The sequence below is a fragment of the Pseudomonas sp. GL-R-19 genome (genome assembly GCF_019956375.1).
Classification (GTDB): Bacteria; Pseudomonadota; Gammaproteobacteria; order Pseudomonadales; family Pseudomonadaceae; genus Aquipseudomonas.
This window is the reverse complement of the sequence record NZ_JAHBDJ010000092.1, coordinates 40,646-53,804: the sequence shown is the minus strand read 5'-3', so window position 1 is coordinate 53,804 and position 13,159 is coordinate 40,646. Positions and strand designations below refer to the sequence as shown.

The window sequence follows — 13,159 nt, the reverse complement described above, 5'->3', positions numbered from 1 at the left end:
GATGAACATCTCCCGCAGCCTATTCATGCTGCCCTTTATCGCCTGTCTGCCGCTCATGGCCAGCGCGGCGACACCCCCTGCAACACAAGACTTCGTACTGGATAACGGCCTCAAGGTTGTCGTGCGCGAGGACCATCGCTCCCCCATCGTCACAGCCCAACTCTGGATCAAGGTCGGCTCAAGCTATGAACCGCCCGGCCAGTCGGGCCTGTCCCATGCCCTCGAACACATGGTTTACAAAGGCAGCAGCAAGGCCTGCGCCGCAGAGTTCGAGGCGATACTGGATAAGCTTGGCGCCAGGCAAAACGCATTCACCGGCACCGACTTCACGGTTTTTTACCAGACCCTGCCTTCCGGCCGCACTGGCGTCGCGTTCGAAATACTGGCCGACCTGATGAGTACGGCCAAGCTGGATGCACAGGATTTCACACCCGAGCTCAAGGTCATTCAGGAAGAGCGTCGGATGCTTGTTGACGATGACATCACCGTGCTGGCTCACGAACGACTGAACAGCATCGCCCACCCGGCCAGCGGCTACCGCACCCCGACGATTGGCTGGATGCACGATCTGCAACGCATGAACGCCGTGCAATTGCAGCGGTGGTATCAGGCCTGGTATTCGCCGGACAATGCGACGCTGGTGGTCGTTGGCGATGTTGCACCTGAACGGATCAAGGCCCTGGCACAGCAGCACTTCGGCCACCTTGAGCGGCGAGCGACACCTGTGGCGCCTACACCCGTCGAGCTGGCTTCTGCCGGAGAACGGTCACTGACCCTGTATGCACCGATAGCATCCCCGCGCCTGATCATGAGTTTCAACGCGCCCAGCCTGACCACGGCAACGGATCGTCGGACTGCCCATGCCCTGCGCCTGCTCGATAGGTTACTGGCCGGGTCTAACAGCGCGCGGATCAAACAGCAACTGCAACTGAGCGAGGCGATATTCACCGCGGCCGACTCAGAGTACGACGCCTTCAATCGCGGCGATTCGTTACTGACCATCAGCACCCAGCTCAACCCGGACAAGCTCAATGACGCTGACGAAGCCCTCGCCCGTCTGTGGCAAGTGATCGAATCACTGAAGAGCAAGGCACCGGAACCGACAGAACTGGCGCGCGCGAAAAACCTCCTGATCGCCAACACGGTTTATGCGCAGGATAATCTGGAAGGGCAGGCCAGCACCTTGGGGATGCTGGAAACCATCGGCCTCGACTGGCGGCTGGCCGATCAGGATACGGATGAGCTGAACAAGGTCACTCCCCTGGATATTCAACAAGTCGCAAAGACGTACCTGACGCGTGAGCGCTTGAGTACCGCGACAGTCCTGCCGGAGAAAAACAATGGATAAGCTCAAAGGCCTCATCAATGGATTGATCCTGGCCGGCATGCTGTTGAGTGCACAGACCCCTGCCGCTGCAACCACGGCGCCCCAGAAACCAGTGCTGCAATCGCTCAACGAACCACAGTCTCCGACGATCCACCGCGCGCTGTCGATCAAGGGTTACAAAACGCTCAGCGGAACGAAGATCCTGTTCATCCGCACCCCTGGCCTGCCGATGCTCGATGCCCAGGTGAGTTTTGCTGCCGGCAGCGCCCACACCCCGCACCAACCCGGCCTGGCAGCGATGACCTTTAGCCTTTTGAATGAGGGTGTGGCTGGCAAAGACATCAATGCCATACTGGCGACGTTCGATAATCTGGGTGCCAGGATAGATATGGGTATCAGCCATGACCGGACTTGGATTTCCCTGCGTAGCTTGAGTGACGAATCACGGCGCACTCCAGCCCTGGAACTGCTTGCCCAGGTACTCGGCAAACCGCTGTTGCCGCAAGGGTCCCTGCCTAAGTTGAAATCCCAATTGCAGTACTTTCTGGACCTTGAAGATCAGTCCCACGCCGCTCAAGCCCAAAAAGCCAATTTCGGCCAGCTGTTTCCCGACCACGGTTATGCTCAGTCCTTCTACGGAACCCGGGCCGGGCTTGCCTCTATCACCCGCACCCAGGCGCAAGACTTTCATCGCAAGGCTTATTCCGCGGGCAATGCCCAGATCACACTGGTCGGTGACCTCACCGAGGAAGAAGCCCAACATATTGGTGCGCAGATATCCGCGGCCTTGCCCCTGGGACCGGCCACTACCGCGATCCAGCCAGTTAAAAGCCCAGCCGCTCCAAGTCTGCTGCGCATTGAGCGGCCATCGACCCAGGCTTACCTGCGCCTTGCCCAGCCAAGTGTCCTGCGAAACAGCCCGGACTACGTCGCGCTACAGGTGGCCATGCGGATTTTCACCAACCGACTGACCAATGAACTGCGTGAACGCCGAGGTCTGACCTATCACGTTGAAGCCGACCTCTCAGCCTTTCAGGCACAAGGGTTGCTGACTATCAAATTGCAGACCCGACCAGAGCACACCGATGCCGTGCTGACCCATATCAAGACGATGTTCACCGACTTTCTCGCCCAAGGGCCGACCCAACAGGAACTCGAAGACAGCCAACAGCAACTGGCCGGTAGCGCGCCGTTGAACAGCGCTACCAATGTGCAGATTCTGAGACAGTTACACGCCATCAGCGCCCACAATCTGCCGCTAGACCTCGACTTTGCCACGCAAGCCGCCTTGAAGCTGAACCTTGTATCAATCAAAAGCGCACTCAACCGGCATTACCACGCCGACCAATGGCGCGTTGTCATCCTGGGGCCGAAGACAGATCAACAACCGCTGCCGGCTCCGAGTGAAAGCGCGACCGATAGCATGTGTCGCGTACCTGACAAGATTGTGGCAAGTTAGACAGCCATGATGACGCGGTCGCGGCGCTGCCGCGCCGCGTCTTCGGGCAGACTCATGAACACTTCCACCGAGAATGACTGTGCAATCGCACCCCGCACCGGCCTCACCGCCGTCCTTTACCCCCGCCTTTGGCATCGGCAATCCGCACTTGCAAACCTTGTGGGGGCCTCTGTGGCGTAAAACCGTGCACATCGACCGCGAACGCGAACGTCTTTGGCTTGAAGACGGCGATTTTCTCGATCTCGACTGGCATGGCCCGCACAGCGCCGACGCACCCTTGGTGCTCGTGCTGCACGGGCTCACCGGCTCCTCGAATTCGCCTTATGTCGCCGGCATGCAAAAAGCCTTGGGCGACCGAGGCTGGGCCAGCGTTGCGCTGAATTGGCGCGGTTGTTCGGGCGAACCCAACCTGTTGCCGCGCAGCTACCATTCCGGCGCCAGCGAAGACCTGGCCGAAACCATCAGGCACTTGCGGGCCAAACGGCCTCTCGCGCCACTGTATGCGGTGGGGTACTCCCTGGGCGGTAATATCCTGCTCAAGCATTTGGGCGAAACCGGCAGCGACAGCGACTTGATGGGCGCCGTGGCGGTGTCGGTGCCGTTCCGCCTGGACCAGTGCGCCGACCGTATCGACCAGGGTTTCTCAAAGGTCTATCAGGCGCATTTCATGCGCGAGATGCTCGCCTACATCAAGAACAAACAGCGGCAGTTCCAGCATGACGGACGCGAGGATGGCCTGGCCGCATTGGCCGCGCTTGGCTCGCTGGAAAACATGCGCACGTTCTGGGATTTCGATGGCCGGGTTACCGCACCGCTGAACGGCTTTGTCGATGCCGAGGATTACTATCGTCGCGCATCGAGCCGCTACTTCCTCGGCGAAATTCGCACGCCGACCCTGATGATTCAGGCGGCCGACGACCCCTTCGTATTTCCCCACAGCCTGCCGCACGTCGATGAATTGTCCGCCTGTACGCAACTTGAACTGCAAGCCAAGGGCGGGCACGTCGGTTTCGTAGACGGCACGCTCAGGCAACCGGGTTATTACCTGGAACGGCGCATCCCCGAGTGGCTGGTCGCCGTGGCTCGCGAGTAAAGCCATGGTCAGCGATCAGGGCGAGTCGATTCATTTCTGGCAAACCGCACCACTGGCCGGGGTCGAGTTATTGTCCGCCCGCTACATCGATCATCGTTTCGCGCCCCATGTGCATGACGGCTATGTGATCGGCATGATCATGGCCGGTGCCCAGCGTTATCGCTATCGCGGTGCCGAACACTTGGCGGGCAGCGGCACACTGGTGCTGATCAATCCCGATGAATTGCACACCGGTCATAAAGGTACCGAGGATGGCTGGCTTTACCGGGCGTTTTATCCGGACAGCGGACAGATAACCTCGCTGCTGGCCGAACTCGAATTGCCGACCCGCCACTTGCCGGCCTTCGGTGCCACGCTGTATCGCGATCAGGATCTGGTGAACGGCTTCTGCCAACTCCACCGTCTGCTGGAAAGCCCCGCCACCGCATTGCAGCAACAAACGGTCTGGCGCGAACTGGTGCTGTCGCTGTTGCAGCGGCATGCGGCGGTGCCCGATGCCGGCAAACCCGGCAAGGAACACCGGGCCGTGAGCCTGGCCAAGGAATTGCTGCAGGCGCAACTGGCAGAACCGCCCTCACTGGAGGCGCTGGCGGCGGCGGTCAATCTCTCGCCATTCCATTTCGCCCGGGTGTTCCGCCGGGCCACCGGCATGCCGCCGCACACCTGGCTGATGCAACAGCGCATCGCCCGGGCGCGGGCGTTGCTGCAAAGTGGTTGTCTGCCGCTGGAAGTCGCGATGCAACTTGGGTTTGCCGACCAGAGCCATCTGAGCCGGCAGTTCAAGCAGGTGTATGGGGTCGGGCCGGGGGCGTATCGCAGTGCGCGGCTTTAGACACAAAAAGATCGCAACCTTCGGCAGCTCCTACATGGCATGAGTACATCTGTAGGAGCTGCCGAAGGCTCGGGCCGCGTTCGGACGATCTTTTGATTTTTCTTTTGTCTCATTCGCCGGTGGCAATGCCCCGCGCAGGCTCGTTGATCCATTCGCTCCAAGACCCGGCATACAACGAACCCAACGGATAACCGGCCAGACACAACGCAAACAGATTGTGGCACGCCGTCACGCCGGAACCGCAGTACGCCACCAGATCGGTTGGCGAGCGATCACCCAGTTTCGCGGCGAAACGCTGCCTGAGCCGATCGGCCGGCAGGAAGCGCCCGTCTGCGCCCAGGTTGTCGGTAAACGCCGCACACTGGGCGCCAGGAATATGCCCGGCAATCGGATCGATCGGCTCCACTTCACCCTTGAAACGCGGCAATGCACGGGCATCGAGCAGGGTCAGTTCCGGCCGCGCAAGGCGCTTTTGCAACTGCTCGGCACTGATCAGCAACGCCGTGTCAGGACTGCCGGTGAAGGAACCACGGGTGATCGCCGGCGTATCCAGGCTCAACGGCAACCCCGCCGCATGCCAGGCCTTGAGCCCGCCATCGAGGATGAATACGCCATCGCGCTTGCCCAGCCAGGCCAGCAACCACCAGGCCCGCGCCGCATAGGCACCCGGGCCGTCGTCGTACAACACCACTTCGCTATCGGCATTGATGCCCCAGGCTTGCAGGCGCTCGATCAGTTGCGCGGGTTCGGGTAACGGATGACGTCCGGTCACACCCTTCACCACGGCGCCACTCAGGTCACGCTCGAGGTCGGCATAGCTTGAACCGGCAATATGCCCTTCGGCATAGCTGCGCTGACCGTAATCCGGGTCTTCGAGGGCAAAACGACAATCCAGAATCACCAGCCCCGGCTGGTCCTTTTTCAGGTCCAGTGCTTGCGGGCTGATCAGTTGCGCAATGGGCATAACGGGCTCCTGTGATTTTTATCGGACTTCGATCCTACGACACTTCCTCAAGCGCCTGGGCCAGGGGCACGTAAAACTCTTCGAACAAGGCGTTGACCGCATCGCGGGCCTCATCCGTGACGAACCCGGCCTCCAGCACCAGCACCTGATACACCCCGCGTTTAATGGCCTGCTCGCTGAGGTGGCTGGAATTCTCCCGCGTGGTGCACAGGAAGCGCACCCAGGACGTGAGGATAATCCAGGCATTGAGGGTCAGGGATTCGATCTGCACCTTGTCCATCTTCAGAATGCCGGCGGCGACGAAGCCTTCGTAGATCGCCGAACCCTGGATCAGGCAGCGCTGGGAAAAGCGTCGATAGCGGTCGGCCAGGTCCGGATCGCTGTCGAGCAAATGTTCGAGATCGCGATGCAGAAACCGGTAACGCCACATCGCCGCCAGCAGCTCCTTGAGGTAGAAGCGTTTGTCTTCCACCGTGGCAGCACGGCCCTGGGGCGGGTGCAGGAAGCTGTCCACCAGGCTTTCGTACTCGCTGAACAGCACAGCGATGATCGCCTGCTTGTTAGGGAAGTGGTAGTACAGGTTGCCCGGGGAAATTTCCATATGGGCAGCAATGTGGTTGGTACTGATGCTGCGCTCGCCCTGTTGATTGAACAGCTCCAGGCTGTTCTGCACGATGCGCTCGCTGGTTTTGATCCGTGGGGCCATGGCTTGAGCTTTAATTCAGAGTGCGTTGGCGGGCATCTTAGATCTATCCGCGAGTGGATAAAACAAACCTGTTACAGGATGTCATTTGACTTTTTAGAGTATAGACTCTAAAAAGCTCCTCATTACAATAAATCCGGAGCCGACCATGACTGCTGAAATTTCCTACCTGCAGAAACTACAGCAGCCGCTGGAAGAGCTTCAGGCCCTGTTCGACGCCCAGCGTGCCGCCTACACCGCCAACCCGATGCCACCCGCCGCGCAGCGCCAACAATGGCTCAAGGCGCTGAAGGATTTGTTGAACAATGAACGTCAGGCCCTGATCGATGCGATCAGCCAGGACTTCAGCCATCGTAGCGCCGATGAAACCCTGCTCGCCGAACTGATGCCCAGCCTGCACGGCATCCATTACGCCAGCAAACACCTCAAGGGCTGGATGAAAGCGTCGCGGCGCAAGGTTGGCGCCGCTTTCCAGCCGGCTTCGGCCAAAGTGGTTTACCAACCGCTGGGCGTGGTCGGGGTCATCGTGCCGTGGAACTACCCGCTGTACCTGGCCATCGGCCCGCTGGTCGGCGCGCTGTCGGCGGGCAATCGGGTGATGCTCAAGCTCAGTGAGTCGACCCCCGCGACCGGCCTGCTGATGAAGCAACTGCTGGCGCGAATCTTCCCCGAAGACCTGGTTTGCGTGGTCCTGGGGGAGGCTGATATGGGCGTGGCGTTTTCACGCCTGCCGTTCGATCACCTGCTGTTCACCGGCGCCACCAGCATCGGCAAACACGTCATGCGCGCCGCCGCGGAAAACCTGACCCCGGTAACCCTGGAACTGGGCGGCAAGTCCCCGGCCATTGTTTCGCGCGACGTGCCGCTCAAGGACGCCGCCGAGCGCATCGCCTTCGGCAAGACCCTGAACGCCGGCCAGACCTGCGTGGCCCCTGACTACGTACTGGTGCCGGAGAATCGCGTCGGAGGTTTCATCGAAGCCTATCGCACAGCTGTCCGCGGGTTTTATCCGACGCTGACCGACAACCCGGACTACACCGCGATCATCAATGAGCGACAACTGGCCCGTCTCAACGGTTACGTCAGCGACGCCACCAGCAAGGGTGCACTGCTGATGCCGCTGTTCGACCAGGGCCAGGGCCGCCGCATGGGCCATAGCCTGCTGCTCAATGTTACGGACGAGATGACGGTGATGCAGGACGAAATCTTCGGGCCGCTGCTGCCGATCGTGCCGTACAAGGATCTGGACCAGGCATTTGCCTACATCAACCAGCGCCCTCGCCCACTGGCGCTGTATTACTTCGGTTACGACAAGCGCGAACAACAGCGCGTGCTGCACGAAACCCATTCCGGTGGCGTGTGCCTGAACGACACGCTGCTGCACGTCGCCCAGGACGACATGCCGTTCGGCGGTATCGGTGCCTCGGGCATGGGTCATTATCATGGCCATGAAGGGTTCCTGACCTTCAGCAAGGCCAAGGGCGTGCTGATCAAGCAGCGCTTCAACGCGGCGAAACTGATTTACCCGCCGTATGGCAAATCGATCCAGAAGCTGATCCAGAAGCTGTTCATCCGCTAACGATCTCTCCGTCGGGTAATAACAATAATGAACCCCAGCCTTTGTGATACACCCGCGCTGTCACGCCGCGGGCTACTTAAATTCAGCCTCGGCGCCAGCGCCTTTCTCGCCACTGCCGGATTGGGCGCCAGCCTCAGCGGCTGTTCGCCGAGTGTTCCGGCCAGTGGTTTCGTCACGTTACGCAGCGGCGACCTGCTGTTTTTACGGGCGTTGATTCCAGTCATGCTCGATGGAGCCGTAACCTCCGAACGGATGCCCGAGGCTGTCGAGGGCACACTGAAAAGCCTTGATTACAACCTCGCTCACTTGTCACCGGAAATGCTCAAGTTGATCCGGCAACTGTTCGATGTGCTGGGCATGGCCGTGACCCGTGGACCGCTAACCGGAATCTGGGGCAGCTGGGAAAACGCCAGCGCCGACGATATCCGGCTGTTTCTGAACCGCTGGGAAAACAGCTCGTTGAGCCTGTTGCGCATGGGTCACAGTTCTTTGCTGCAACTGGTGATGATGGCCTGGTACGGCCGCAAGGAATCGTGGGCGCATTGCGGGTATCCCGGGCCGCCTACCGTCTGAAACCGAGTCGCCCCTATCGCGAGCGGGCTCGCTCCCACACTTGACCGTGTACCTCAATAATAAAAAGAGAACCCGAAGATGCCCGTACCCGATCCGTTCCGCGAAGGCATGGCCCGAGGCTGGAAAACCTACAACGGCTCGCAACTGACCCAGGACCTGACACTCGAAGCGGACGTGGCGATCATCGGCAGCGGAGCCGGCGGCGGCACCACCGCCGAAATCCTCAGCGCGGCCGGCTACAAAGTGCTGCTGATCGAAGAAGGCCCACTCAAGACCAGCAGCGACTTCAAGCTGCTCGAAGACCAGGCCTACAGCAGCCTTTATCAGGAAGGCATCGGCCGCATGAGCAAGGACGGCGCGATCACCATCCTCCAGGGCCGGGCGGTGGGCGGCACCACGCTGATCAACTGGACCTCCAGTTTCCGCACTCCGGAACCGACCCTGGAACACTGGGCCAAAGAGCACAACGTCAAGGGCCATAGCCCGGCGGAAATGGCGCCATGGTTCGAAAAAATGGAGCAACGCCTGGGCGTCGCGCCGTGGATGGTGCCACCCAACGCCAACAATGATGTGATCCGCAAGGGCTGCGAAGCACTGAATTACTCATGGCATGTCATCCCGCGCAACGTTCGCGGCTGCTGGAACCTCGGCTACTGCGGCATGGGCTGCCCGACCAACGCCAAGCAATCGATGATGGTTACGACCATTCCGGCGACCCTGGAAAAAGGTGGCGAGCTGCTTTACCTGGCCCGCGCCGAAAAACTTAACATCAGCGGTGACAAAGTCACCGGCCTGCAATGTTCGGCGATGGATGAACGCTGCGTCGCACCGACCGGGCGCACCATCACGGTCAAGGCGCGGCATTTCGTGCTGTCCGGTGGCGGCATCAACAGCCCGGCCTTGCTGATGCGCTCCGGGGCACCCGACCCGCACAAACGCCTGGGCAAACGCACCTTCCTGCACCCGGTGAACATGTCCGCCGCGCTGTTCGACGAAGTGGTCAACCCGTTCTACGGCGCGCCGCAGTCGATTTACTCCGACCATTTCCAATGGCAGGACGGCACCACCGGCAAGATGTCCTTCAAACTGGAAGTCCCGCCCCTGCACCCGGCGCTGGCCACGACGTTGCTCGGTGGTTTCGGCCAGGAAAACTCGCAGCACATGGCCAATCTGCCGCATACCCACGCCATGCTGGCGTTACTGCGGGACGGGTTTCACCCGGACAGCCCCGGTGGCAGCGTTGAATTGCGCAGCGATGACACGCCGGTGCTGGATTATCAGCTCTCGCCTTACGCCTGGGATGGATTGCGCCGGGCATTCCATACCATGGCCGAAATTCAGTTTGCCGGTGGCGCCAAGGCCGTTATGCCGATGCACGCCGATGCCAGTTACGTGAAGACACTCGCCCAAGCCCGCACGCTGATCGATGGCCTGAGCCTGGAGTTGTATCGCACACGCCTGGGCAGTGCCCATGTGATGGGTGGTTGCGCCATGGGTGAAGACCCGACAAACGCGGTGACCGACAGTCTCGGCCGGCATCATCAACTGGGCAATCTGTCGATCCACGACGGTTCGCTGTTCCCCACCAGCATTGGCGCCAATCCGCAGCTGTCGGTCTACGGACTGACGGCGCAACTGGCGACATCCCTGGCCGAACGTTTAAAAAATCCATGAAAATGACGATTATTCCCATCGTCTATAGTGCTTTCTTACCCAACAGGCGACTTGGCCGACCGGGAAGGCTGCGATACCATCCGACTCCCCAACGGATTCCCGCCAGGACGACGCGATGAACCGAGTGTTGTACCCAGGTACCTTCGACCCTATTACCAAGGGCCATGGCGATCTGGTCGAACGCGCCTCGCGCCTGTTCGACCACGTGATCATTGCCGTTGCCGCGAGCCCCAAGAAAAACCCGCTGTTTCCAATGGAACAGCGCGTGGAACTGGCGCGCGAGGTCACCAAACATCTGCCGAACGTTGAAGTCGTCGGCTTCTCGACGCTGCTCGCGCACTTCGCCAAAGAGCAGAATGCCAACGTGTTCCTGCGTGGTTTACGCGCGGTGTCAGACTTCGAATACGAGTTCCAGCTGGCCAACATGAATCGCCAGTTGGCGCCGGACGTGGAAAGCCTGTTCCTGACCCCTTCCGAGCGTTACTCGTTCATTTCCTCGACGCTGGTCCGTGAAATCGCAGCCCTGGGCGGCGATATCACCAAGTTCGTCCACCCTGTGGTGGCGGACGCCCTGACCGAGCGCTTCAAGAAGAAATAACCCCCGCAAACTGTAGGAGCGAGCCTGCTCGCGATGGACGTCAACAATAACGCGGGAAACCTGACACCTCGCGGCGTTCTCGGGTTCTTCGCCAGCAGGCTGGCTCCTACAGTATGTCGCACCTGCGTGCAACGCAGGCGCCAATGCGGCACAATTATGCGCATTGGTTTATTGCGCCCGGGCTTGCCGCCCCGGCTGGAGTTAGCATGTCCCTGATCATCACCGACGATTGCATCAACTGCGACGTCTGCGAACCCGAGTGCCCGAACGCCGCCATTTCCCAAGGCGAAGAGATCTACGTGATCGACCCGAACCTGTGCACCCAGTGCGTCGGCCACTACGATGAACCGCAGTGCCAGCAGGTCTGCCCGGTGGATTGCATTCCACTGGACGAAGCTCATCCGGAGACTGAAGAGCAGTTGATGGAGAAGTACCGGAAAATTACCGGCAAGGCCTGATTAGCTTAAAAGATCGCAGCCTTCGGCAGCTCCTACGGGTGTACACAAAAACCCGGTAGGAGCTGCCGAAGGCTGCGATCTTTTGATCTTGCTTGACGTATCAGCTCTGACAACGCGGGCAAAAAACGCTGGCGCGCTGCCCGAGCTTCACTTCCCGCAGCCCCGTGCCACAGACCTTGCAGTGTTCACCGCCACGGCCGTACACGAACAGTTCCTGCTGGAAATAACCGGGCTGACCGTCGCCACCGATAAAGTCCCGCAGCGTCGTACCGCCACACTCGATGGCAGCCGCCAGGATGCGCTTGATCTCGATGGCCAGCTTCAAGTAACGCGCACGGGAAATGCTCCTGGCTTCGCGGCGCGGGTCGATCCCGGCGGCGAACAACGCTTCGGTCGCGTAGATATTGCCGACGCCCACCACCACCGCGTTATCCATGATGAATGGCTTGACCGCCATCGAACGGCTACGGGACAGCTGGAACAGACGCTCGCCGTCGAACAGGTCGGTCAGCGGTTCCGGCCCCAGGCGAATCAGCAATTCGTGATTGAGCGGATCGAGGCTCCAGAGCATCGCGCCGAAGCGCCGCGGGTCGGTGTAACGCAGTGCCAGGCCCGACTCCAGTTCGATGTCCACATGCTCATGCTTGGCCGCCGGCAGCCCGGCCTCCACCAGGCGCAAATTGCCTGACATGCCCAAATGACTGATCAAGGTACCGACTTCGGCGTTGATCAGCAGGTACTTGGCGCGCCGCTCCACCAATACGATGCGCTGCCCGGACAGGCGCACATCGAGGTCCTCGGGAATCGGCCAGCGCAAGCGACGATCACGCACGATCACCCGGCTGACACGCTGGCCTTCCAGGTACGGAGCGATGCCGCGACGGGTGGTTTCGACTTCTGGCAATTCAGGCATGGTGCTCTCGGATCAGGTGCATGGCCTGGAAGGTTCCGACACTCAGCGATGAGTGCCGAGGTCGCGGATCGTCTGCTTGAGGGTCTCGAAGTCGTAGTCCGAGAGGCCGACATAATCGAGCACCAGCGGCGCGATGCTGTTCCACTCGTGATCTTCGGTCTGGTTGCCCAGCACCCGATAAGAAGCACAAATATGCTCGGCCATTTTCAGTATCGCCAGCAGGTTCTTCAGCGAACTGTTGCGCGACGACTCATCGCTGAAGATCGCCAGAGCATTGTGGTGATTGGCGATCGCCGCGCTCACGTGCTCCGGCAGGCGCCAGGACTTTGCCGTGTAATACCCGACCACCGAGTGGTTGGTATTGAACACCTGGTTCTCCGTATCCACCACCCGGCATTCGGCACTGGCGCTGGCATAGGCCTGCTCCAGAACGCCCATGTAGTCGGGAAAACGCTGGAGCATCAAGGGTACGCCGCAGTCGTGGAACAAGCCCAGGGCATATGCTTCGTCGCCATTTTCAACGCCGATGCGCTTGGCCAGGGTCAGGCAGGTCATGGCCACGTCCTGGGCGGTGTCCCAGAAACGGTTCAGGATGACAATGGTGTCGTCATTCATTTCGCCCTTGATCGACTGCGCGTTGATCAGGTTGATGACCGAGCGACTGCCCAGCAGATTCACCGCGCGCTGGATCGAGGCAATCTTGTTGCTCAGGCCGTAATACGGCGAATTGACGATCTTCAGCAGGGACCCGGAAAGACCCGGGTCCTGGGAAATCAGTTTGGCGATGACTTCCAGATCCGGGTCGGGCATGTACTGCTCCATCTGCAAATCCACCATGATTTGCGGCTGGGCCGGTACGCTGATGCCCTGCAGGGCTTGCTGGATCTGTTCGGAGGTCAGCTCTTGGGACATTTGTGCACACTCTTGGTCAGACGCCGATTCTAACCTTTATGAAGTTGGATCCGACATACCAAATCGCAAGACAA

General features: G+C 60.2%; 13 protein-coding genes. 9 read left to right on the top strand and 4 right to left on the bottom strand.

From position 1 onward, the window contains the following. The first annotated feature begins 1 nt into the window (after position 1). The 4 genes from KGA83_RS29110 (at position 2) to KGA83_RS29095 (ending at position 4,711) form a co-directional block, all read left to right on the top strand. Entirely contained in the window at positions 2 to 1,348 is a 1,347-nt protein-coding gene (locus KGA83_RS29110; protein ID WP_223531464.1) for a M16 family metallopeptidase, read from the top strand. Further along, positions 1,341 to 2,786, top strand: a complete 1,446-nt coding sequence (locus tag KGA83_RS29105; protein WP_108217070.1) for a M16 family metallopeptidase — start codon at positions 1,341 to 1,343, stop codon at positions 2,784 to 2,786. The genes KGA83_RS29110 and KGA83_RS29105 overlap by 8 nt, the downstream gene beginning before the upstream one ends. Before the next feature lie 73 nt (positions 2,787 to 2,859). Next, on the top strand, positions 2,860 to 3,879 hold the full coding sequence (locus KGA83_RS29100) for a hydrolase (protein WP_108217071.1): 1,020 nt from the start codon (positions 2,860 to 2,862) through the stop codon (positions 3,877 to 3,879). Between the two features lie 4 nt (positions 3,880 to 3,883). Beyond that, on the top strand, positions 3,884 to 4,711 hold the full coding sequence (locus tag KGA83_RS29095) for an AraC family transcriptional regulator (protein WP_108217072.1): 828 nt from the start codon (positions 3,884 to 3,886) through the stop codon (positions 4,709 to 4,711). A 109-nt stretch (positions 4,712 to 4,820) separates the two neighbouring features. Here KGA83_RS29095 and KGA83_RS29090 read toward each other — a convergent pair whose 3' ends face one another. Together KGA83_RS29090 and KGA83_RS29085 are read right to left on the bottom strand one after the other, a co-directional pair. Continuing rightward, positions 4,821 to 5,675, bottom strand: coding sequence for a sulfurtransferase (locus tag KGA83_RS29090; RefSeq protein ID WP_108217073.1), 855 nt, complete (start codon positions 5,673 to 5,675; stop codon positions 4,821 to 4,823). 34 nt (positions 5,676 to 5,709) lie between these two features. Beyond that, positions 5,710 to 6,381 carry a TetR/AcrR family transcriptional regulator gene (locus KGA83_RS29085; RefSeq protein ID WP_108217074.1) on the bottom strand — a complete coding sequence of 224 codons (672 nt, stop codon included), beginning with the start codon at positions 6,379 to 6,381 and terminating at the stop codon, positions 5,710 to 5,712. A gap of 145 nt (positions 6,382 to 6,526) precedes the next feature. On the opposite strand from KGA83_RS29085, the gene KGA83_RS29080 reads away from it, so the two are divergent. The 5 genes from KGA83_RS29080 to KGA83_RS29060 all read left to right on the top strand — a co-directional run bounded on the left by KGA83_RS29080 (position 6,527) and on the right by KGA83_RS29060 (position 11,260). Next, positions 6,527 to 7,957: a coniferyl aldehyde dehydrogenase gene (locus KGA83_RS29080; RefSeq protein WP_108217075.1), complete on the top strand. Its 1,431-nt coding sequence runs from the start codon at positions 6,527 to 6,529 to the stop codon at positions 7,955 to 7,957. 27 nt (positions 7,958 to 7,984) lie between these two features. Beyond that, positions 7,985 to 8,530 (top strand): twin-arginine translocation pathway signal protein, encoded by a 546-nt coding sequence (locus KGA83_RS29075; RefSeq protein WP_108217076.1) that lies wholly within the window; start codon positions 7,985 to 7,987, stop codon positions 8,528 to 8,530. Positions 8,531 to 8,608: 78 nt separating this feature from the next. After that, positions 8,609 to 10,204 carry a GMC family oxidoreductase gene (locus KGA83_RS29070; protein WP_108217077.1) on the top strand — a complete coding sequence of 532 codons (1,596 nt, stop codon included), beginning with the start codon at positions 8,609 to 8,611 and terminating at the stop codon, positions 10,202 to 10,204. A gap of 115 nt (positions 10,205 to 10,319) precedes the next feature. Continuing rightward, on the top strand, positions 10,320 to 10,802 hold the full coding sequence (coaD, locus tag KGA83_RS29065; protein WP_108217078.1) for a pantetheine-phosphate adenylyltransferase: 483 nt from the start codon (positions 10,320 to 10,322) through the stop codon (positions 10,800 to 10,802). Positions 10,803 to 11,008: 206 nt separating this feature from the next. Continuing rightward, on the top strand, positions 11,009 to 11,260 hold the full coding sequence (locus KGA83_RS29060) for a YfhL family 4Fe-4S dicluster ferredoxin (protein ID WP_003195146.1): 252 nt from the start codon (positions 11,009 to 11,011) through the stop codon (positions 11,258 to 11,260). 100 nt (positions 11,261 to 11,360) lie between these two features. On the opposite strand, the gene mutM is transcribed toward KGA83_RS29060, so the two are convergent. Together mutM and KGA83_RS29050 are read right to left on the bottom strand one after the other, a co-directional pair. After that, positions 11,361 to 12,173, bottom strand: a complete 813-nt coding sequence (mutM, locus tag KGA83_RS29055; RefSeq protein WP_108217080.1) for a bifunctional DNA-formamidopyrimidine glycosylase/DNA-(apurinic or apyrimidinic site) lyase — start codon at positions 12,171 to 12,173, stop codon at positions 11,361 to 11,363. A 42-nt stretch (positions 12,174 to 12,215) separates the two neighbouring features. Then, entirely contained in the window at positions 12,216 to 13,085 is an 870-nt protein-coding gene (locus KGA83_RS29050) for an HDOD domain-containing protein (protein WP_108217081.1), read from the bottom strand. Positions 13,086 to 13,159 lie beyond the last annotated feature (74 nt).

What these genes read in the sequence shown, in the direction of transcription:
- KGA83_RS29085 (WP_108217074.1), bottom strand. Translation starts at nt 6,381, where the DNA reads ATGGCCCCACGGATCAAAACCAGCGAGCGCATCGTGCAGAACAGCCTG.
- KGA83_RS29105 (WP_108217070.1), top strand. Translation starts at nt 1,341, where the DNA reads ATGGATAAGCTCAAAGGCCTCATCAATGGATTGATCCTGGCCGGCATG.
- KGA83_RS29075 (WP_108217076.1), top strand. Translation starts at nt 7,985, where the DNA reads ATGAACCCCAGCCTTTGTGATACACCCGCGCTGTCACGCCGCGGGCTA.
- KGA83_RS29060 (WP_003195146.1), top strand. Translation starts at nt 11,009, where the DNA reads ATGTCCCTGATCATCACCGACGATTGCATCAACTGCGACGTCTGCGAA.
- KGA83_RS29090 (WP_108217073.1), bottom strand. Translation starts at nt 5,675, where the DNA reads ATGCCCATTGCGCAACTGATCAGCCCGCAAGCACTGGACCTGAAAAAG.
- KGA83_RS29110 (WP_223531464.1), top strand. Translation starts at nt 2, where the DNA reads ATGAACATCTCCCGCAGCCTATTCATGCTGCCCTTTATCGCCTGTCTG.
- KGA83_RS29070 (WP_108217077.1), top strand. Translation starts at nt 8,609, where the DNA reads ATGCCCGTACCCGATCCGTTCCGCGAAGGCATGGCCCGAGGCTGGAAA.
- KGA83_RS29100 (WP_108217071.1), top strand. Translation starts at nt 2,860, where the DNA reads ATGACTGTGCAATCGCACCCCGCACCGGCCTCACCGCCGTCCTTTACC.
- mutM (WP_108217080.1), bottom strand. Translation starts at nt 12,173, where the DNA reads ATGCCTGAATTGCCAGAAGTCGAAACCACCCGTCGCGGCATCGCTCCG.
- KGA83_RS29050 (WP_108217081.1), bottom strand. Translation starts at nt 13,085, where the DNA reads ATGTCCCAAGAGCTGACCTCCGAACAGATCCAGCAAGCCCTGCAGGGC.
- KGA83_RS29095 (WP_108217072.1), top strand. Translation starts at nt 3,884, where the DNA reads ATGGTCAGCGATCAGGGCGAGTCGATTCATTTCTGGCAAACCGCACCA.
- KGA83_RS29080 (WP_108217075.1), top strand. Translation starts at nt 6,527, where the DNA reads ATGACTGCTGAAATTTCCTACCTGCAGAAACTACAGCAGCCGCTGGAA.
- coaD (WP_108217078.1), top strand. Translation starts at nt 10,320, where the DNA reads ATGAACCGAGTGTTGTACCCAGGTACCTTCGACCCTATTACCAAGGGC.